The organism is Neobacillus niacini, assembly GCF_030817695.1.
In the GTDB taxonomy this organism is placed as follows: Bacteria; Bacillota; Bacilli; order Bacillales; family Cytobacillaceae; genus Neobacillus; species Neobacillus niacini_F.
On the sequence record NZ_JAUSZQ010000002.1, the window covers coordinates 790,947 to 810,387 of the forward strand.

Consider the following 19,441-nt stretch of genomic DNA (forward strand, 5'->3'; position numbering starts at 1 on the left):
ATAGGAAGTGAACACGTGGTAAAAGTTGCGGTGCATGGGTTTATTAATGTGGATTTAGTTGGTCTTGTAGATCAGTTCTCAGAAATTGATCAGGAAATGGAATGCAGTGACTTACAAGTAACCCCGGGTGGATCGGCAGCTAATGTTGCTGTCGGTCTCTCACGCTTGGGGGAGGAAGTATATTTTTTGGGGGCAATCGGTGAAGACTCCTATACTACTTTTCTATTGGAGAGCTTTGAAAAGGTCAAACTTGACTATATTCAAACAGTACAAGGGAAAACCTCAGGTACTGTGATGGTATTGGTAAATAATGCAGGTTTAAGGACAATGTATACATACCCTGGAGCAAATTCAGATTATAATCCGGACTTGGTTCCGGAGAAATTTAATGAAAGTATTGGTTTGCTGCATTTAAGCAGTCCACTTTTGAGTCTGGCCCCAACATTCTTTCAATGGAAAGAAAGATGCCCTAGACTTAGGATATCTTTTGATCCAAGTACTTTATTAACAAAGAGAGGTTTGACGTATTTACTGCCTTTTTTATCAAAAACAGACATTTTGTTTGTAAACCGCTCTGAGTTAAATGATTTGTTCCCTGATCATGATATCGACTACTCTATCAAGGCGCTTCACGATTTAGGTATAAACCAAATATTTGTTAAATTAGGAAGCAAGGGTGCACTGTCGAGTTTTATTACAGCAGGAAGCCAAAATCAGCTTGTCTTGCCATCTTTGAAGGTAAATTCCATTGACTCAACCGGTGCAGGTGATGCTTTTGCCGTAGGTGCCCTATTCGGAATTATCCGAGAATGGCCACAAGAGGCTATCTTACGGACTGCGATTAAACTTGGGGCTTGTGCTGTATCCCAAACAGGTGCTAGAAAAGGATTGCCTTATTCTCTATAAGCAGGAGTGTAGCTAATCATGGATATCCAAAATGTATTTCAGTATATTGATGAAAAAGATTCGATACAATTCCTCCAGTCGTTAATCCAAGTAAATACAATCAATCCACCTGGTATGGAAAAAACACTGGCTGATAAGGTTAGACAACGTTTAGAAAATACTTGTTTGTTGATTCAGTCAGATTTGGTTGAGAAAAATAGAGAAAATTTAATTGTATCATATATAAATGAAGAATTATTGTCTATTCAGCAGAAAACACTTATATACAGCGGTCATTTTGATACCGTTCCAATTGGAAATGTAGAGTGGACCTATCCCCCTTTTGAAGGAAGGCGAGTGGGAAATCGCATTTATGGACGGGGCTCTACAGATATGAAAAGCGGTGTAGCAGCTATGATTATAGCGATGGACTGTATCCAAAAAGCGGGAATTAAGTTGAATGGGACACTTCAATTTATTGGTACTGTAGGGGAAGAAGTAGATTGTATAGGTGCTAAAACTGTAGTTAGTAGGGGACAAATTGATCAAGCTACGGCTATTGTAATCAGTGAACCGACTTCAAATCAGCCTGTTATCGCTCATAAAGGAGTATTGTGGCTTAAAGTTTCTACGTTTGGAAAAACAGCACATGGATCAATGCCTTCGCAGGGTGTAAATGCGATATTAGCAATGAACACTTTTATTAATGAACTTAATTCTTATGTGATTCGTTATGATGAACACAGCATATTAGGCGGTTCCTCTTTGAATATTGGTACAATTAAAGGGGGAGTTGGAACGAATGTCGTTCCAGACGAATGTACAATAACCATTGATATTAGGACAGTACCAGGACAATCGCATTCAGGAATTACCGAAGATATAAAAAATATTTTACAAAAGGTTTCTATGGTGATGAATGTGTCCTTTGATATAGAGGTAATTAATAACATGGGATGTGTTCATACCCCTTCCAATGATCCTTTTATCAATTTAGCGCTAGGAACAGCACAGTCACTGAATGGCCAGGAAGAGCTTACGCTCGGTGGAGTGAATTATTATACAGATGGTTCAGTTTATAAAGTACAACTACCTGATGTACCTATATTAATCTATGGACCCGGAGAACCAAAGCTTGCCCACCAACCTGATGAGTGGGTGAATATCAGTAAATATTTGGAATCAATTAAATTTTACATAGCTCTTGCAATCCAGTATCTGGGATAAAGAAAATGTGGCAGAGGGAAGGTTCTCTCACTTTGTACACTACTTTTTTTAAACCTGTTATTTGCTTATTTTTTTTCGGAAATTGATATGGATCTTTGATATAAAGGTGCAGAATAGGAAGGTTGAATGAGAAATGGTTATTAAAGTAGTTGTTATTACAGGTGCCGGAAGTGGACTTGGGGCTTCTTTGGCTAAGAAATATTCTGATATGGGGTGTCATGTATGTTTGTTGGGAAGGACGGGGTCAAAGCTTAAGCAGTCAGCTGAACTATTATCGAACAGCTATTCGATTTTACGAAGTGGACGTGACATCTAAAGAGGCGGTTGCACACGTTTTAGAATCAATTAAAGAAGAAGTTGGCCCTGTTGATTTACTAATCAATAATGCTGGACTCGGTGTTTTTGATTTGGCTGAAAACATAGTAGAAGAGTCTGTTCATGATATGATTGATATTAATCTAAAGGGCACGATATTCTGTACTCAAGAAGTACTTCCCAGCATGAAAATACGAAATGAAGGAGTCATCGTAAACGTTGTATCGACAGCTGGAGTTGAAGGTAAAGTTAACGAGACAGTTTATTGTGCAAGTAAATTTGGTGTGCGAGGATTCACGGAGAGTCTTTCTCTTGAACTGAATGAAACAGGGATCAGGGTGTTTGGTGCTTATATGGGCGGAATGAAATCTACATTCTGGGATGGTATTTTATCAGAAGAAAGAATAAAGGACTTTATGAATCCTGATGATGTAGCCGACATTATAATTGAAAACACGAAACCTCGAAAAAATATTACTGTAACAGAAGTAATTATTAAGAATAAGAGTTGATTTAATGAGGGTGCCAGTGTCACTGTCCAAATTGTATAAGGGAATCCTTACCAAAAAGGAATTCCCTCCGCAATTAATCAATCGTGTCTGCTTCCTGTTCTATTTCCCCGCTTTCGCGAAGATTAGAAAGCATAGGTTGTTTTCCTTTGCTGACTCGGCGCCCTGGCTCAGCTGGGAAAAGGCAAACACACTTACATTCAAATCCTGAGCCAGCGTCATAAATAACAGCTGATAGGCTCGTAATAAAGATAGATTTGTTCCAGGAGTGTGTACGTCTCTCGCTTAGTCTTCAAGGTTAAACGCCTCCTCCAACAACATTTTTTGTTCAGGCTTCTGATTGAGATATGATTCAAATTTGCTTCCGAACAGTGTTTCAGGGCGGAGGAATTTACTCCATCGAGCATCCTGCCATTCCACTGACTTTAAATCGATTACCTTCTTAAAATCCTCCATCGTGTAGCCTTCCTTGCATCTTGCTTGAATCAGGTCCTTCGTTTTACGAGAATCGGTTTTAAAGCTCTTGCCAGACTTTTCATTCAGGTACAGAATGATGTCAGCATACGGAATAGTCTTTTTCTCTGTAGTAATCTCTGAAGTACTCTCTGGTATTGCTTGGTTCAAATTGAACTGCATAGGAGTCTGTTCTGAAACTTCCGCTGGTTCAGATTGAGTCGTGGACGGCTCACATCGTTGTTCGATTTTTAACAGTTGCTCATAATCGATCGTATACCATTTCGTTTTATCCAGCTGCAAAGCATTCCAGTTATCCGATACGACAATGCCGCTTTTTTCTAGTGAGTAAAACGTCCGCCTAATCGTACTAATCGACCAAAAGGGGAACTGCTTCTGCCAATCCTCATACGTGTTGTAGACCCACTTTTTGCCCTCAATCTTATGCTTACTTATACTTAACCAATAATGAATCTGCTGCAGAACCACCGCCTCATTCATTCCAATCTTCACAGCCAAAGACGGAACAATCATCAATGGGGCTTCATTAATCAATAAAGTACTCATCCAAACCTCTCCTTTTCTTATCATCGAAACAGTGAAAACATCGCAGTTGATATCCTCGAAGTGCTCACCGTTTTCTCACCCTTTATATAGGGAAAAAAGGGGCAAAAGGACAGGGTCAAAACTAAATTATTTTTATTAATCGGCCTTATGTGTCGAAATTGTGGCATTGGGCACGGTTCCGATGGCAATTTTGGTGGAAGTGTTCTTGAAAACTCCCGTGCGGTACTGAATTTAAACTGAACGAGCAAATCGTAAGATTTGCATTCTATAATGTCACTTACACTAATTAAAATGATGGGGTTCTTGCACCTACGGTGCACGAACCCCATCATTTTTTACTCGAAATATTAATGATTTAATTTCTTCTAAAGACCATAGGCACAATTTTTTCTGAATAAAATGTTTGACTATCTTGTGGATAGTGATAACATAATAATCAGAAAATTAATTTCATAAAAAATACCACTAGGGGTGCCTTTTGAGAAGGCTGAGATTAAAGTGAAACTTTAAGACTCTTAGAACCTGATCTGGACTATACCAGCGTAGGGAAGTGGTGTAACGGGAACTCCTTATGTTTCAACAGGTTTCCAATACAACCACTTTCTTCCAACAGAAAGTGGTTTTTTTATTGGAAAAATACGTCCGCTGCCGGCAAACAAGGATGTATTTACAATCAATCTAACAAAGTATTAACTGTATGTTTTTCAAAACGAAGCAATTAATTAAATGGAGGTATCGTATGTCTACATTTACTGAAATTCTACGAGAAAAAGCAGCTCCGATTTGGGATGCGAATCTAGAACACCCATTTGTTCAAGGAATTGCTAGTGGAAAATTAGATTTACAAAGTTTCCGCTATTACGTATTACAAGATTCCTATTATTTATCACACTTTGCTCGTGTTCAAGCGATTGGTGCTTCGAGAGCAGAAGATTTAAACACTACAGCAAGAATGGCTGCTCATGCGCAAGGCACTTCACAAGCAGAGTTAAGCTTACATGAGAAATTCATCAAACAGCTGCACGTTACATCAGAGGAGCTTGCAAACTTCCAGCCTGCACCAACGGCTTATGCCTATACTTCCCATCTGTATCGTGTTGCAGCATCTGGAAGTTTAGGAGAGATAATCGCCGCTATTCTACCATGCTACTGGATTTATTATGATATCGGTCAGCAGTTAAAAGGGGCGACACCGGATGAACCGATCTATCAGGAATGGATTGCGGCCTATGGTGGCGAATGGTTTGGCGAATTGGTTCAGGAGCAATTGGATCGTCTAGATGAGCTAGCAAAAACCGCTTCCGAAAAAGAAAAAAGTCGAATGATTGATCATTTCTTAATTAGCTGTCAATACGAATACTTATTCTGGGAAATGGCATATACATTCGAAAAATGGCCGATTGAAGTGAATTCCCAAGAACAACTTAGCATTAACAAATAAGGGACGATCATGTTCGGGAAAGGGGAGTGAGTTCTCCCCTTTGCTAAAAAAGGAGAATGAAACAATGAAAAAAGGGTTAAAGTTAACAGACATTTTAGTAACCATCGTGATATCCATCGCATTTGGGATTGTTTACAAAATTTGGGGACCGCTTTATTACGCAGTAAAACCATTTGGATTACATCTTGACCAGCTGATTTACGGAATGTGGTTTATTGCTGCGACCGTTGCGTTCCTAATCATACGCAAAGCTGGTGTGGCATTTCTTGCGGAAGTTGCGGCTTCTTCTGGAGAGTTTCTAATGGGGTCTGAATTTGGACTGGAGGTTCTTTTATATGGTGTTGTGCAGGGGTTGTTTGCTGAACTTGTCATAATGGCTTTTAGGTATAAGCGCTTTGATTTACTTGTTGTTAGCTTAGCTGGAATTGGTGCGGCTGTTGGGTCCATATTTTTGGATTACTACAAAGGATATATGGGTGATTTGTCAACATGGAACTTGATGCTGCTCATTGGTTTCAGGTTGATTGGGTCCGTTATCTTTACTGGGTTTATGGCATTTGGCATTGCGAAGGCACTGGAGGCAACAGGAGTTACTAATTTACTTCGTCCTGCTTCCAAAGAAGATTACGACGCCTTAAATCGATAATCAGGGGTGAAGACGTGACAAATATAGCGATGGTCGAACAGCTTAGATTAAAGTTTCCGGGAGACGACAACCTGCTGTTCAAAGATTTATCGATTACCATTAAAAAAGGTGAGAAGGTCTTATTACTCGGACCTTCTGGATGCGGTAAATCAACTCTTTTACAAACTCTTTCAGGATTAATTCCAAAGTCTATAGAAGTGCCGATCAAGTATAGAACTATTCAATATCCCGAATCCTGGGGCTACGTGTTCCAGGATCCGGATTCGCAATTTTGTATGCCGTATGTCGATGAAGAGCTTGCATTTGTATTAGAAAATCTTAATGTGCCAAGAGGTGAAATGCCTGATAGGATTGAAGAATTATTGTCCGCTGTTGGGCTGCGATTGGACCTCTATCATTCTTCTATCCAATCTCTATCTGGAGGCATGAAGCAGCGACTTGCGTTAGCATCTGTATTAGCACTCAATCCTGAATGTTTATTTTTAGATGAACCAACTGCGCTGATTGATGAGGAAGGCACTAAACAAATTTGGGATAGTGTAAAGAGCGTCGCTAAAGATAAAACGGTGATTATTGTCGAACACAAGATTGATCACATTTTGGATTTTATTGATCGTGTCATTGTTTTTAACTATGACGGGGTGATTATTGCAGATGATGATGTGAATACCGTTTTTTCCTTTTATCGTAAACAACTACAAGAATATGGTATCTGGTACCCGGGGGTTTGGGATGATTACTCATTGTCTTTCGAATCGGATGCTGGACACGGTTACAACCACTCGCTGATTTTAGAGAACTTTAAGGGTTACCGGAAAAAAGAAATAAAAGTTCAACTTGATAACGCTTCTGCTCAATCGGGGGAATGGATCGCAGTGGTTGGTGATAATGGAGCAGGAAAAAGTACCTTGTTATTATCATTGATGCAGCTTCTAAAAACGTCAGGAACCTATGTATTGAATGGGGAAATTATACAGAATATCAAACAACTCCAAAAGAAAGCTTATTTTGTCTTTCAAAATCCTGAATATCAATTTATCACAAACTCTGTTTATGAAGAAATCTCCTATGCTCTCACTGTGAAAAAGGAAGAACCCTCGATCATTAAAGAGAGGGTGGATGAGCTGTTAGCCATATTTGGATTATCAAAAAAACAGAACCACCATCCCTATCATCTTTCTATAGGGCAAAAACGCCGACTGAGTGTGGCGACTGCATTTGTAGAAAATCCAAAGCTTTTGCTCTTGGATGAGCCTACGTTTGGGCAGGATTCCAAGAATACATTCCATCTGCTTGAGTTGTTAGAGAGGGAACGGCAAAAGGGGTGCATCATTATCATGGTCACGCATGATTCGGAAATCGTTAAGCGTTTCGCGACAAGAGTTTGGGAAATTGATAACGGTAAGGTTGTTAAAGATTGGAAAAACGAACATGTACATCAGGGGAAGGACCAAGTGACTTATGCACACTACATTTGATTTCAGAGAAACATGGCTTCATAAAATCAATCCAAGTCTGAAGCTCCTGACGATGATTTTCTTGTTTATCCTGGTGATTTTTATTCATAATCTTAATCAGATGATTCTTTTTACTATTGTGACGATGATCCTATTTGTATTTTTTACAGGTCATCCATATAAGCGAATTTTGCTATTTTCGATACCGTTCCTATTTATTTTCATCTCGACGGCCACCTCGATGATTTTTTTTGGTAAAGGGGATACTACTATTTTTAGATGGGGTCTCGTCCATGTAACAGAAGAAAGTTTATTTCGAGGAATTCACTTGGGATTCAGGGCTTTAACCTATGCACTGCTGGGCTTAACGTTTGCCCTTACAACAAGGCCTGTGTATTTATTTTATTCGATGATGCAGCAGTTAAAGCTTAATCCCAAATATTCCTATAGTTTTATGGCTGGAATTCGCTTAATGCCGATCATGATTGAAGAATTTCAACATATTCGCAGTGCTCAAAAAGTGAGAGGCGTGAGAACTGGTGCTGGAATGAATGCTCTTCTTCACCTATTCAAAATCACTTCGATTCCATTGCTGTCTCAATGCATCCGGAGAGCTTTTCGTATAGCAGTCGCTATGGAAGCAAAGAGGTTTGATTACTCAAAGGAACGCACATTTTATTACAAAATAGGGTTTTCGAAATTTGATGTTGTCTTTGTTGGTTATTTTGTTGTACTAACGGGTCTATCATTTTATCTAGCTCAGGAATTCCCCCTTTTTCCAGTTTCAGATGTTCGTGATTAATTCCAGTGCCTGTCATTCCCCGATTTATCCGTTTGAGTTTATTGGATCAGCGCCTGAACGGTATGTACTTGTTGCTTATTTGGCCTCCAAAACAGTGAGTTAATAAAAACCTCAACCCTGAGGTTTTTATTTTTTTGCGTGCCCAGCAAGCTGTTAATTGCTTATGGGTGAAAGTGTGACCAAGGGGACGGTTCCCCCTGGCTCCCGATTTCACTACATGGACCATAGAGTAGACCCTATGCCTTCTAGTGACAATTTTCTACCAAGATATGAATGAAATCTCTTTAGTTATGTGCAGTAGTGACTGCTTTAATCAATCGTTTGATTAGCAACGAAACCAGTGGTTTTTTGTTGATTATTGGTTTTTATTCATTTTTATTGGTGAATGAGATTAAAGATTGAGACCTTCCATCGACAGAAAATTTTTCAAAGAAACAGCTGATTTTCTAGAAACAAAAGGGCTTTACCGACTTTTAATTAAACGTTTAATTAGTAATTTGATGGCTAACCAAACGTTTGATTAGATTCGCTGCAACAGTTGTTATATCAACATTTGTGTTTTAAAAGAGATGTGTAGTTTGTCGATTAAGGGATAAGTGGAAAAGAGTTAAAAGGTCTCAAATGTTTTTGCCGACCAGAAAATGACGGAGTCTTTTATTTGCTATGAGAAGGAAACTCAAACCGAAAGAAAGGGGAACCTCAACATGCTAAGCTTCCCCTAGTAGTAAATATCCGCTGGTATGGTTTCATATGATTTTAAACATAATTTAGTACTGATTATCAAAACTCATCCACGTACTGTAGTACGCGAAATGCCATTTGGAAGAAATAAATTTTTTAAAGCAGAAAATGACCCCGAATGCGGATTGTGATTGGTTAGTCTACAATTTTTTCAAAAGTAATAATTTGATCCATTTGTTATTAAAAGAAAACAATTTAGAGTCGTTCATGAGTATCAGTCTATTTCGAAACTTGATCTGAGTTTTTCGTCTCAAGCTATGAGTTCTTAAGATTTGGTTGGGATTAAACCAAATCGTCTCTTCGTGTTTATGTGATTTATCGGGAAAGACACAAATGTTATGTATATGGTTGAGCATGACAGGGCACATGGTGTTATTCCCCATAATAATTTTGGAAGTATCCATGGCTCCTTTTAAATTAAAGCCAATACATCGGAGACTATCGTCCAGTATTTCCAAAGGAGATCGATCAACAATGAAAACACGGTGGAGCTCTCTTACTAGCGTACAAACTTTTGCATTTCGATCACGCAACCCAAACATGAACATCATATGCGGATTAATTATGTAGTACCTTTCAATACTCAAAACATCACTCCTAAATTTTTAGTTCTATCGAATTTTTAATTTGATAGCAGTTAGAAAATGGATCAGTACTCCAACTAAATGGGTAATGAAACTTCGAATATTTGGTTGAAGTGAAGAACAGATGTTTTATGATTAACAAGTAAGAAAAGAGGTTTGTGTAGAATATCATTTAGTGTCGAATATTGGGTGGACCCTGGACAGTTAAGGACTGCGCTGCCCAGGTTGAAATAAAAATGTTAGTTATAAGTAGCAATCGTTTCTCTTAATTTTCTGATGGCACCCGATCTCCACTGCTTAACAGCTGATATTGAAACCTTCTCCCTTTCCGCTATTTCTTTAATCGATAATTGATCTAGAGACATGGCGATTACCCATTTTGCTTCCTTTTCCGTTAACCCTTCGCAATAACTTTGAATGGTTTCCTTCTCAAGAAAAGGAAGGGGCTCTATACCATCCATTGCGTCGAAGAATTCCTGCTGTTGGTAAATATGTTTTTCTTTATAGTGGTTATTTTGGTTCATCTGTAACAACATCTTGCCTTTCATAAAGGTGTAGGCGTAATTCGAAAAGTTGCCCTTTTTTTCGTCAAAGGCTTGTGCTGCTTCCCAAAGTCCAATAAGCCCAGTCTGATAGAATTCATCCTCATTTTTATAAATGTGCAATGATTTGATAATCTTATGAATCATTGGTTGATACTGAACGACTAATTGGTCATAGCTCTCCACTGGTAGTGCCTTTCAGGCAGCGCGCTTCCGGTTAATTCCTAGGTAGCTTTACCATAATCGATTCCCAGAAAATCTTCGAATTCAGGAAAAACACATTTAACTTAGAATAATAGATTTAAAGGCTAAAATTCGATTCAAATTGGAACAAACTACTCCCTCATTCAGTTTGTTTTTTAAAAAGTATAAGAGTTAATATGAGTGGTCATCGCGATTGATCAGTTGATGGCTAACGAAATAGTAGCTTGTTAATGATTAACTTATCCATAGGAACCTTGTCTTTCGCTGTTCTTATAGTGGAATATGCACCAGTGCAAACTGAACAAGCCGATTCTATCATTCTGACGTAAAGTTTCGGTTTTTTTTTAATTTAAGAGGTAGAAGGTATGTAACAGGGGTGAACCGTATCATAAGTAAATGAGGTTTTTAGGCAAGGTTGGGAATCAGGTTAAGCACCCGATCAGGATTAGATAAATAGTCGGAAAAATTCCGCTTAATTAGCAAATAAAATAAAAAATGGCTCAAATAGACGGAGAGATTCCGTCTATTGACTCGAAAAACGTGGAAATAGGGGATTTTGCTTTGCATAAGCGGAAAACCTCCGCTTATTTACCCCGAAACGAGCTCCCTTTTGGATTTAACCGGAAAATTTCCGCTTATTTTACTTTGGCGTGTTTCTTAATTAAAGATAGGACTTCTATTTAAATGGAAGTGACAGGTCTTTTAAATTAGCATTCTTTTTGTTATCTGAAATATATTTTGGTGCCAGACGGAACCATGTTCAAAGGAACCTTTCTAGATGGTAATTACACAGAAGATGGGGAGTAGGTATATCAGGAATAATTCGTCTTGGTAATTAAATGATGAAACTGATTTTGGGAGAGTAGGTTTATAGAGTGTCTCGGATAAACCGGGGCGAACCTTACCATAAATAGAGGCGATTTTAAAATCGGAAGACAGTCATACTATATTTGTTTTTCATAAATCTTATGGGTAAGCAGTACGGTGATGAAGGAAAATATCTCCTTTCTAGCAAGACAAGCATTTGGTGTTGAAATATCATAAATTTTTGTGTGAAATCGGGAGGCTCTATTTGCCCGAAAAGGAAATTTTAAAAAACCCTATCAAAATAATGATAGGGCTTTTCTATTAGTATATGTTTATTTTAGATCTTCTCCATTTGTCTCAATAACCTTTTTATACCAATAATAGCTGTCTTTTAGATAGCGTTTTTTGCTGCCGTTTCCATAATCGTCTTGGTCTACGTAAATAAAGCCATAGCGTTTTGACATTTCCGATGAGGAACAGCTGATAATATCAATCGGGCCCCAAGCATAGTAACCTCGCAGGTCAACCCCGTCCTTAATGGCTTCTTTCATTTGCTCGATGTGTGCCCGAAAATAGTCAATTCGGTAAGGGTCATGAATTTTACCATCTTCCAATTTGTCATAGTATCCAACCCCGTTTTCGGTGATATAGATCGGACATTGATAACGGTCGTAGAAGAGGTTTAGAAAAGATCTTAATCCAACTGGATCGATGGACCAGCCCCAAGGGTTTGCTTTCAATTCTGGGTTCCGGTGAGTTTCGTTACCATCCTCGTAACTTTCGGCATCGCAAACCCGAGTATAGTAGTAAGAGAAAGACATAAAGTCAGCGGTGTTTTTTAGCGATTCTTCGTCACCTTCGCCAAATTCAATCTTGATGCCAATTTCGTCAAAATATCTGAATGCGTAGCCAGGATAATACCCGCGTAGTAATACATCTGAATAGAAGTATTCCATTTGATTATGACGAACTGTTGCCAATACATCTTCAGGGTTGGCAGTGGCCGCATACGCAGGGCCGCCACATAACATCATACCAATTTGTAAATCTGGATAATTGTCATGTGCATATTTTGTTGCGTGACCACATGCGACCATTTCATTGTGGACACCTTGATATTTTGCTTCAAGAAGATTATCGACCCTGTCTTCTGCAATTCCTAAGTGGTTGAATGACTCATGGACGATTAAGTTAATTTGGTTGACGATGATCCAATGTTTCACTTTTTCATGGTAGCGGTCAAACAGCACTTTACAGAAACGATTGAAGAAGTCTATCATTTCACGAGAATACCAGCCTTTATAAGCAGTTGTTAAGTGTAAAGGCATTTCATAATGGGAGATGGTGATCATCGGAATCATACCGTTTTTGATGATTTCATCAAATAGGTTATCGTAGAATTGTAAACCTGCTTCATTCGGCTCCAATTCATCTCCTTTTGGGAAGATGCGTGTCCAGGCAACCGAGGTTCTAAAGGTTTTAAACCCCAAGTCCGCTAATAATTTCAAATCTTCTTTGTACGTATGAAAAAAGTCAATTCCCCAGCGTTTTGGAAAAATACGATCCGTGCTGTTTAAGGCTTCTTCAATGAACCGTGTATCCATTTCAAGGTTTGTTTTTTGGTCAATCGGAATATCGGTACGGAATTCGTTAATATCCGCTACACTTAATCCTTTCCCATCTACGTCAAATGCGCCTTCCGCTTGGTTTGCTGCAATGGCACCGCCCCATAAAAAATCTTTAGGAAAACCCGCAGGTATTCTACTCATGTACATTCTCCTTTAAAGCTTGTTCTAATTTTTCTAGTCGAGCGTCATAGGATTCAAAAATCTTGATCATTCGTTTCGCAATGTTAATTTCGCTATAAATCGTCATTAATGTATCTTGCGCGTGGGCAAAAAGGACCGAATAGTCACCATTTTCACCTTGTGTCTCATCTGAAATTGCATTTGTTTGAATACGGTGGGCTTTGACAATTTCTTCATTGGCCAACTTCATCTCCGCTTTTGCTTGATCAAAGTTGCTGTTTTCAATGGCTTTTAATGCATTCATACAATGAACACGTGCATCTCCGGCATGGAGGATAATTTGCATGGCATTTTGGGCAGTTTTTTCATCAATCATGTTTAAATCTCCTTATTTCGCTTGTTGTAATTTATTCGTCCCTTTATTAGCGGTTGTATTTGTTAGATCATTTGATTCGTTTGCGATTTCTTGTTTTTCATAAACTTTAAAGAATGGGTACCAAATCACACTTGCTACAAGCACACAGACAAGCATTAGGATGATACCTGAAACGGTTCCGGTTGTAATCCATGTTGAAATTGGGAATGGAGCATACCACATATCGAATACCATTTTTGGAATCGGTGCAAAATTTATCACTTTTGTTCCGATCCAAACGATGATAGGCAAAACAATCCCGATGATCCACATTGGCAGCATTAGAATTGGGTTCCAAGCAACTGCTCCAAAGATCACTGGTTCATTAATGTTAAAGATTCCAGGGACTACACTTGCTCTTCCAAGCGCCTTTAGTTTTGCACTTTTCGAGAAAGCTAACATTAGTACTAAAGGTAAGGTGGCACCTATCCCACCAACCCACAAATAAGCAGAATAGATTGTTTCAGAGGTTACTAGGTTAGCAGCTCCTGCTGTAGCGTTGGCTGTAATAGCTGCTAAGAGAACAGGCTTTGCCACTGGAGTTAGCACCCAACTTGAAATACCCATTGTATATAAGAAGCAGTAAATAAACATGATCAGTGCAAATCCCCAAGGTGTTTCAATCGCTTTTGCAAGAGGCATAAAGATACTTAGGATAGTGTTATATAAGTCAAATTGTACAATATCTACAACTAACCAAGCGGCCACAATGACGATACCGATTGGAAGCATAGCATCAAACCATGCACGTACAAAATCTGGAATTACTGAATCTTCCTTAAAGAAAGAGAACTTTCCAAATAGCCCCATGACATAACCCGTAAATACACCAGCTACAATGGCTACGAACATACCACCAGCACCTAATGCTTCATGACCAAAACCAATCGTTTCATCTTTAACGACTTGTGGCGTAATAATTAGTAGGAATGAAATAATACCAGTACAGCCAGCGATAAAACGTTGTTTCCTGAAGCGTTTCTTTTCCATTAAGTTAAAGGGAATTAAGAAAGAAATTAGTAGAGATAACATACCCATGGTCCAGCCGAATAGTGTCCAGAAGTTAGGGTAATTTTTAATTTGGAATAAATCCCCTGGAATGGTTAACAAACAGAATACTGAACCTAATAGGATAAAAGGAAGTAGTTGCATGATCGAGTCTTTTAGCGTTACGACCCAAACATTATGATTAATTTTGTTCATTTTAGGTGAGAAGTCACGTTCTAACCAATTAATCAGTTTTTTCACAGTGATTACCTCGATTCATTGTCTCAATTTTTTAAAATTCCTTTAATAAATCTTCTAAAGCAGCCTCTCCATCAAGAGTAGCGTAGTAAGAAGGTTGCATCAGTAAAACTTTTACATCACTGTCACCAATATACTCTTCAATTTCGTCTAAAATATAAGCTAGGTGAGGACCGACCATTAAGGCATCGATTTCATCAATATAGTTTTCAATTTCTGCTTCACCGCGTGCTTTGATGCTAATGTCGAGATTACGAGCTGCAGCTGCTTTTCGGATATTCGATGCCATAAATCCAGAACTTGCACCCGACCCACAAACTAGTAATACGTTTAGTTTTTTCATAATTTATTCCTCCGTTTTTTAAATTGATAGCGCTATCATTTCTACAACCCTACTATAAAATTAATCTCGACATCTCTCAAATATTTAATTACACTAGGGTGGTGCAACAGAATATTTTTAATAGTGCAAATACATAACGATTTATTCTCACTTTGAAAGGTGGCTGGATTCATGAATAGTAAATACAAGGATATTCTTCGTTATTTAAGTACTCAAAATGACTGGATTCCTTCAGGCCAGCTTGCCAATGTAGTAGGAATTTCCAAGAGAAGTGTGAAAACCTATATCGCGGATATTAACTCTATGGAACAAGGGTTGATCACCTCATCCAAAAAGGGTTATCAGGTCAATTTAGAAAAATTGAACCCATTTTTAACGTCAATGAATACAACCATTCCCCAGACACCAAAAGAACGGGTGGAATATATTTTAAAATGCCTAGTAAATGCAGACCGGCCACTTAATGTTTTTGATTTAAGTGATGAATTATATATCAGTGAAGTCACTTTAAAAGGTGATTTGCGTAAAGTCAAAAAACGCTTAGCGGATAATGATTTAGAGTTGAAGGTTTCCGGGGACTTGATTCAAATGATCGGAAATGAAAAAAGTAAGCGGAAATTGATGAGCTCCATTCTTTATAGTGAATCTAATAGTAATTTCCTTGATATCGATAAGCTTAAGGAGTCTTTTGAGGGGTTTGATATCGACTATATTCGTGCTGTCATTGCTGAGGTATTTTCAATTTATCACTACTTTACCAATGATTATTCGCTAACGAATGTAATCCTGCATATTGCGATTGCGATTGACCGGATGGAAAACGGCTTTATTTATCCAAAACAGTTGGATGGGGAAGCTAACCTTGAAAAGGAATACAAAATAGCGACTGATGTTGCTAAAAAACTAGAGGCAAAATTTAATGTTACTTATTCAGAAGGAGAAATACGTGAGCTTGCACTACTTATTTCTAGCAGCGGCACCAGTATTAACTTTATGCACCTCCAACTTTCAGAGCTTCAGGATGTAGCCGGGCTACGATGTCTAAATTTAGTCGAGAAGATCCTAGAAGATTTACGGAATAATTATTATATAGAGATTAATGATTCGGATTTTTTGGTGCGTTTCACCCTTCATGTCAAAAATTTACTGATGCGTTTAGAGAATCGCTTTGTCAGCAAGAATCCGTTGACTTCTTCTATTAAGCTGAATTCTCCTGCGATTTATGATTGCGCCGTGCATGTATCCTATACCATTAAGGAAGAAACAGGCTACACGATGAATGATGATGAAATTGCCTATGTGGCCTTTCATCTTGGCTATGCGTTAGAGATGCAAAAGCAAGCCAATACCAAAATTACTTGTTCGATTCTTTTTCCCTTTTATTATAACTACAACGTACAACTAACAGAGAGGCTTACCAATCAGTTCGGGGAAGACCTTTTGATTCAACACATTGTCACCAATGAGAGTGATTTGGACACGTTAAACAGTGAATTAGTCATTTCAGCGGTACAACTTAATTTTGTACCAAAAAAGCCGTTTGTTATCGTTAACCCTTTTTTCACCGCTGGTGATAGCAACAAAGTGGCGAATAAAATTCATGAATTGAAAGAAGTGAAACGGAAGGCCTCGTTTAAAAGAAATATTGATGCAATCACAGACAAACAACTTTTTAAAATTGTTCATTCGGAAGGGACAAAAGAGGAAACCCTTACAATGATCTGTGGAATCATGGAACAAAAAGAGTTTGTAGATTCCAATTTCCTTATAGACGTTATTGAACGTGAAACCATGTCTTCCACTGCTTTTGGCCGTATTGCTATTCCACACGCTATTAAAATGAATGCCAAAAAGACCGGCATGTTTGCCTTAATCAATAAAAAAGGCTTAGAGTGGGGCGATTTATCCGTCAACATCATCTTACTTTTTTCAGTGAATAGGGAAGATAGGAAATTATTCCATGAGGTGGTAGATTCGCTTGCAACGATCTTGACCGAAGAAGGAAATGTATCACGAATCATGAATGTAGCAGATTATCAAAGTTTTGTAGATATACTTGTAACTTGTTACTAATCTGATCTGAAACTACCCACTTTACTCTATATTCAGCAGTATTAGCAGCAGAAACTTGGCGTATGTGCAGTTTATAATACTCCTTCTCTAGCAAAGAAGGGGGGTACCCCCCTTCCAGTACACCAAAAATAAATAAGCTGCTTAACATTGTTTTTCATAGGAATGAATTTACACATAATTATGGGCTTGACTAAATTGAGTGATCTGTTTTACTATATTTCGTACCTGTCAAGCTGTTTATTGCTAGATGGTGAAAGACTAATCCGAGTAAGTGCGGTAGTCAAGTTAGTGAGACGATTGAATTTCTTAAATAACATGCAAGCTGAATTTTTAAAATGTCTTCTGGGTTCGAAAAGGAAATTTGAAGCTTTTCTTCGATTCTTTTTAGCCTTTGATATAAAGTATTAACATGGATATGCAAAAGTTTGGCTGTTTGTGTTGCTTGACGATCATTTTCCATATAGGCAAGCAGGGTTTGTTCCAAATCCAAAGTACCATCTTTATCAGATGTGAGGGGATTAAAAACTTCATTAACAAACGAGTTCAGGTCATCCATGGGTTGATGAATAAAAAGATGATTAATGCCAATATCCTGATAATTTACAATATTTTTAAGCTGCCTCGAGATTAGAAAGGAAAGGGCTTTATCCGCTTCGGAGTAACTTTTTGCTATATTATCCATACTTGGATAGCAAGTACCAATCCCTATTTTCAGCGATTCTTCATGAACATTCATCCAGTTGGAATGAATAAGCTCTAGTTTCTTTTTTACATACTCCTGATCTGCATAGTGATTAAATTGGCATACCAACGTCACTTTATTTCCATAACCAAAAATGATTGAAACATAGATTCCTAAAAGTTTTTTAATTTGGGCAATTAGTTTATGCATTTGCATATTAAGAAAGTGAAAGTCAGCGTGAGGATGGATATGAATGGTGACTGCCATATAATAGGGATGATCATCCATTCTAAGCTCAATCGCCTTCTTTCGTATCAGGTTATATTCTCGGCACTGAATGAAGTCATTAAATAGATCATTTGTTTTTTGATAATAAGAATCCACTAATGTTTGTTTTCGGATAATCTCTAATGCAATCACGGAACTTGCCTGTTCCATTATCATTTTATTTAAAGGGAAAAAATCATCTTCCTCCATTTCTACTGCGATTATTCCAATCGGAACGTCAATTGCAATAATAGGGTGAATATACAATGACTGACTATTAAAAGACTCAGTAAAAAAAGATTGAGTTTTTAATTTTGTATTTATCTCTGAAGGCAGTTCCCTTTTCCATTGGGTTGGACTTGAGTATTGTTGATGATCTGTTAAGTCTACGATCATTAATGGATGATTTATCATCTTTTTTATTTCATTCGCGATTTTTTGTAAACCCTTACTTTGAAGCGACAGTTTTATTAACGTATTGTGTATGGTATCTCGTTGAATTAAAAGATCATTTTGTTTTTTGAGATTTTGGTAGAGTTTCGAATTTCTTAATACAATCGAGACCTGATCAGAAAAGCTTTCTAACAGTTGTTGATCATCTTTCGTTAAAAGGGGATAAGGACCATTTTGGTAGACAATCAATACACATAAAGTACTCTCCTCAACCTTTATTGGAACTGAAATAATAGATTTCAAATCGTCCAATTGGACAGAATTATTCAGATGAAAAAGATTATCAGATGAAATATTAGATGATTCTGAGATAATGTCTTCTATATTTGTAAGAATAAAAGACTTTTTATCTTTAAATGTTTTCCCGATAATTCCTTCGCCAACCTTCATCCGCATTTTTTTGATTTCTTCATTAGGACCCCCCGTCCAAGCTTTAGGAAATAGCACATCTAAGCTTGGTTCGTACATCCATAGAACTCCCATATCTGCTGCAGGAATAACAGATAAGGCATTTTCTAATATTTTTTTTAACAGGTTATCTAAATCTTCGAGGACGGAGATATCACGGATACTTTCCATCATTTTGTTCCTGATATATTTTTCTCGATCTAGCATTACTTGCAAGTAATGTAAATCTATGATCGGTTTAAGTTCATGCTCATTGTTTAGTACGGAAGATTTATTGATTCTAATGACAATGGTTGTATGATGGGAATAATGGTAGTAAATATCGGTGAAAGCTTCATCGGTACGTATAGTTTCATTGAAAAATCTTTCTGGTGTGGGAGTTTTTTTGTCAAAATGATGGGATAATACTAGTGAAAAATCTAATCCCTTTATACTTTGCCACACCTGAAAATGTGAAAGGCAGCAGTCATCTATTAAAAATTGTTTGAATTTCATCAATGTCTCCACTTTTACAATCCCTCCATAGGACTATGTAGAACTCCACATAATTTATATCCTAATTATATAGGACTGAACATTGTTTGAATAGTTATAATTTTCTATAATTAAATAGAATTCAACAAATTT

The 19,441-nt window shown here is 37.7% G+C and carries 16 protein-coding genes, 1 pseudogene and 1 riboswitch; of the genes and pseudogenes, 8 read left to right on the forward strand and 9 right to left on the reverse strand.

From position 1 onward, the window contains the following. The first annotated feature begins 15 nt into the window (after positions 1-15). From QFZ28_RS04245 to QFZ28_RS04255, 3 genes and pseudogenes are all read left to right on the forward strand, one after another. Entirely contained in the window at positions 16-906 is an 891-nt protein-coding gene (locus QFZ28_RS04245; protein ID WP_307193495.1) for a carbohydrate kinase family protein, read from the forward strand. 18 nt (positions 907-924) lie between these two features. Then, on the forward strand, positions 925-2,112 hold the full coding sequence (locus QFZ28_RS04250; RefSeq protein WP_307193496.1) for a M20 family metallopeptidase: 1,188 nt from the start codon (positions 925-927) through the stop codon (positions 2,110-2,112). A 133-nt stretch (positions 2,113-2,245) separates the two neighbouring features. Further along, positions 2,246-2,939, forward strand: a pseudogene (locus tag QFZ28_RS04255) (SDR family oxidoreductase). 73 nt (positions 2,940-3,012) lie between these two features. Here QFZ28_RS04255 and QFZ28_RS29675 read toward each other — a convergent pair. After that, positions 3,013-3,189: a DnaB-like helicase C-terminal domain-containing protein gene (locus QFZ28_RS29675; protein WP_373428113.1), complete on the reverse strand. Its 177-nt coding sequence runs from the start codon at positions 3,187-3,189 to the stop codon at positions 3,013-3,015. Positions 3,190-3,221: 32 nt separating this feature from the next. Further along, entirely contained in the window at positions 3,222-3,956 is a 735-nt protein-coding gene (locus QFZ28_RS04260) for a conserved phage C-terminal domain-containing protein (RefSeq protein WP_307193497.1), read from the reverse strand. A gap of 457 nt (positions 3,957-4,413) precedes the next feature. After that, a riboswitch (TPP riboswitch) is annotated at positions 4,414-4,522 on the forward strand. A 173-nt stretch (positions 4,523-4,695) separates the two neighbouring features. Between QFZ28_RS04260 and tenA the strand changes: the two genes are divergently transcribed. The 4 genes from tenA (at position 4,696) to QFZ28_RS04280 (ending at position 8,302) form a co-directional block, all read left to right on the forward strand. Continuing rightward, on the forward strand, positions 4,696-5,397 hold the full coding sequence (tenA, locus tag QFZ28_RS04265; protein ID WP_307193498.1) for a thiaminase II: 702 nt from the start codon (positions 4,696-4,698) through the stop codon (positions 5,395-5,397). Positions 5,398-5,461: 64 nt separating this feature from the next. Then, positions 5,462-6,043, forward strand: a complete 582-nt coding sequence (locus QFZ28_RS04270) for an ECF transporter S component (protein WP_307193499.1) — start codon at positions 5,462-5,464, stop codon at positions 6,041-6,043. Between the two features lie 14 nt (positions 6,044-6,057). After that, entirely contained in the window at positions 6,058-7,521 is a 1,464-nt protein-coding gene (locus tag QFZ28_RS04275) for an ABC transporter ATP-binding protein (protein ID WP_307193500.1), read from the forward strand. Then, a complete protein-coding gene (locus tag QFZ28_RS04280; protein ID WP_307193501.1) occupies positions 7,505-8,302 on the forward strand; it encodes an energy-coupling factor transporter transmembrane component T family protein in 798 nt (265 codons plus the stop codon). Before QFZ28_RS04275 ends, QFZ28_RS04280 begins: the two co-directional genes overlap by 17 nt. Positions 8,303-9,183: 881 nt before the next feature. Here QFZ28_RS04280 and QFZ28_RS29680 read toward each other — a convergent pair. The 6 genes from QFZ28_RS29680 to QFZ28_RS04305 form a co-directional block, all read right to left on the reverse strand. Then, entirely contained in the window at positions 9,184-9,630 is a 447-nt protein-coding gene (locus QFZ28_RS29680; protein WP_373428040.1) for a competence protein ComK, read from the reverse strand. A 236-nt stretch (positions 9,631-9,866) separates the two neighbouring features. Further along, positions 9,867-10,355 carry a sigma-70 family RNA polymerase sigma factor gene (locus QFZ28_RS04285; RefSeq protein ID WP_307193502.1) on the reverse strand — a complete coding sequence of 163 codons (489 nt, stop codon included), beginning with the start codon at positions 10,353-10,355 and terminating at the stop codon, positions 9,867-9,869. Positions 10,356-11,512: 1,157 nt separating this feature from the next. Next, a complete protein-coding gene (locus QFZ28_RS04290; RefSeq protein WP_307193503.1) occupies positions 11,513-12,949 on the reverse strand; it encodes a glycoside hydrolase family 1 protein in 1,437 nt (478 codons plus the stop codon). Next, on the reverse strand, positions 12,942-13,304 hold the full coding sequence (locus QFZ28_RS04295; RefSeq protein WP_307193504.1) for a PTS lactose/cellobiose transporter subunit IIA: 363 nt from the start codon (positions 13,302-13,304) through the stop codon (positions 12,942-12,944). The genes QFZ28_RS04290 and QFZ28_RS04295 overlap by 8 nt, the downstream gene beginning before the upstream one ends. Positions 13,305-13,316: 12 nt before the next feature. Next, a complete protein-coding gene (locus QFZ28_RS04300) occupies positions 13,317-14,591 on the reverse strand; it encodes a PTS sugar transporter subunit IIC (RefSeq protein WP_307193505.1) in 1,275 nt (424 codons plus the stop codon). A 31-nt stretch (positions 14,592-14,622) separates the two neighbouring features. Continuing rightward, a complete protein-coding gene (locus tag QFZ28_RS04305) occupies positions 14,623-14,931 on the reverse strand; it encodes a PTS sugar transporter subunit IIB (protein ID WP_307193506.1) in 309 nt (102 codons plus the stop codon). 171 nt (positions 14,932-15,102) lie between these two features. Here QFZ28_RS04305 and QFZ28_RS04310 point away from each other — a divergent pair, with 171 nt between their 5' ends. Next, complete coding sequence (locus QFZ28_RS04310) at positions 15,103-17,004, forward strand: BglG family transcription antiterminator (RefSeq protein WP_307193507.1); 1,902 nt, start codon at positions 15,103-15,105, stop codon at positions 17,002-17,004. Between the two features lie 280 nt (positions 17,005-17,284). On the opposite strand, the gene QFZ28_RS04315 is transcribed toward QFZ28_RS04310, so the two are convergent. Further along, positions 17,285-19,309 carry a helix-turn-helix domain-containing protein gene (locus tag QFZ28_RS04315; protein ID WP_307193508.1) on the reverse strand — a complete coding sequence of 675 codons (2,025 nt, stop codon included), beginning with the start codon at positions 19,307-19,309 and terminating at the stop codon, positions 17,285-17,287. Between the last annotated feature and the right edge of the window lie 132 nt (positions 19,310-19,441).

What these genes read in the sequence shown, in the direction of transcription:
- QFZ28_RS04295 (WP_307193504.1), bottom strand. Translation starts at nt 13,304, where the DNA reads ATGATTGATGAAAAAACTGCCCAAAATGCCATGCAAATTATCCTCCAT.
- tenA (WP_307193498.1), top strand. Translation starts at nt 4,696, where the DNA reads ATGTCTACATTTACTGAAATTCTACGAGAAAAAGCAGCTCCGATTTGG.
- QFZ28_RS04270 (WP_307193499.1), top strand. Translation starts at nt 5,462, where the DNA reads ATGAAAAAAGGGTTAAAGTTAACAGACATTTTAGTAACCATCGTGATA.
- QFZ28_RS04250 (WP_307193496.1), top strand. Translation starts at nt 925, where the DNA reads ATGGATATCCAAAATGTATTTCAGTATATTGATGAAAAAGATTCGATA.
- QFZ28_RS04280 (WP_307193501.1), top strand. Translation starts at nt 7,505, where the DNA reads ATGCACACTACATTTGATTTCAGAGAAACATGGCTTCATAAAATCAAT.
- QFZ28_RS04315 (WP_307193508.1), bottom strand. Translation starts at nt 19,309, where the DNA reads ATGAAATTCAAACAATTTTTAATAGATGACTGCTGCCTTTCACATTTT.
- QFZ28_RS04260 (WP_307193497.1), bottom strand. Translation starts at nt 3,956, where the DNA reads ATGAGTACTTTATTGATTAATGAAGCCCCATTGATGATTGTTCCGTCT.
- QFZ28_RS04290 (WP_307193503.1), bottom strand. Translation starts at nt 12,949, where the DNA reads ATGAGTAGAATACCTGCGGGTTTTCCTAAAGATTTTTTATGGGGCGGT.
- QFZ28_RS04310 (WP_307193507.1), top strand. Translation starts at nt 15,103, where the DNA reads ATGAATAGTAAATACAAGGATATTCTTCGTTATTTAAGTACTCAAAAT.
- QFZ28_RS04305 (WP_307193506.1), bottom strand. Translation starts at nt 14,931, where the DNA reads ATGAAAAAACTAAACGTATTACTAGTTTGTGGGTCGGGTGCAAGTTCT.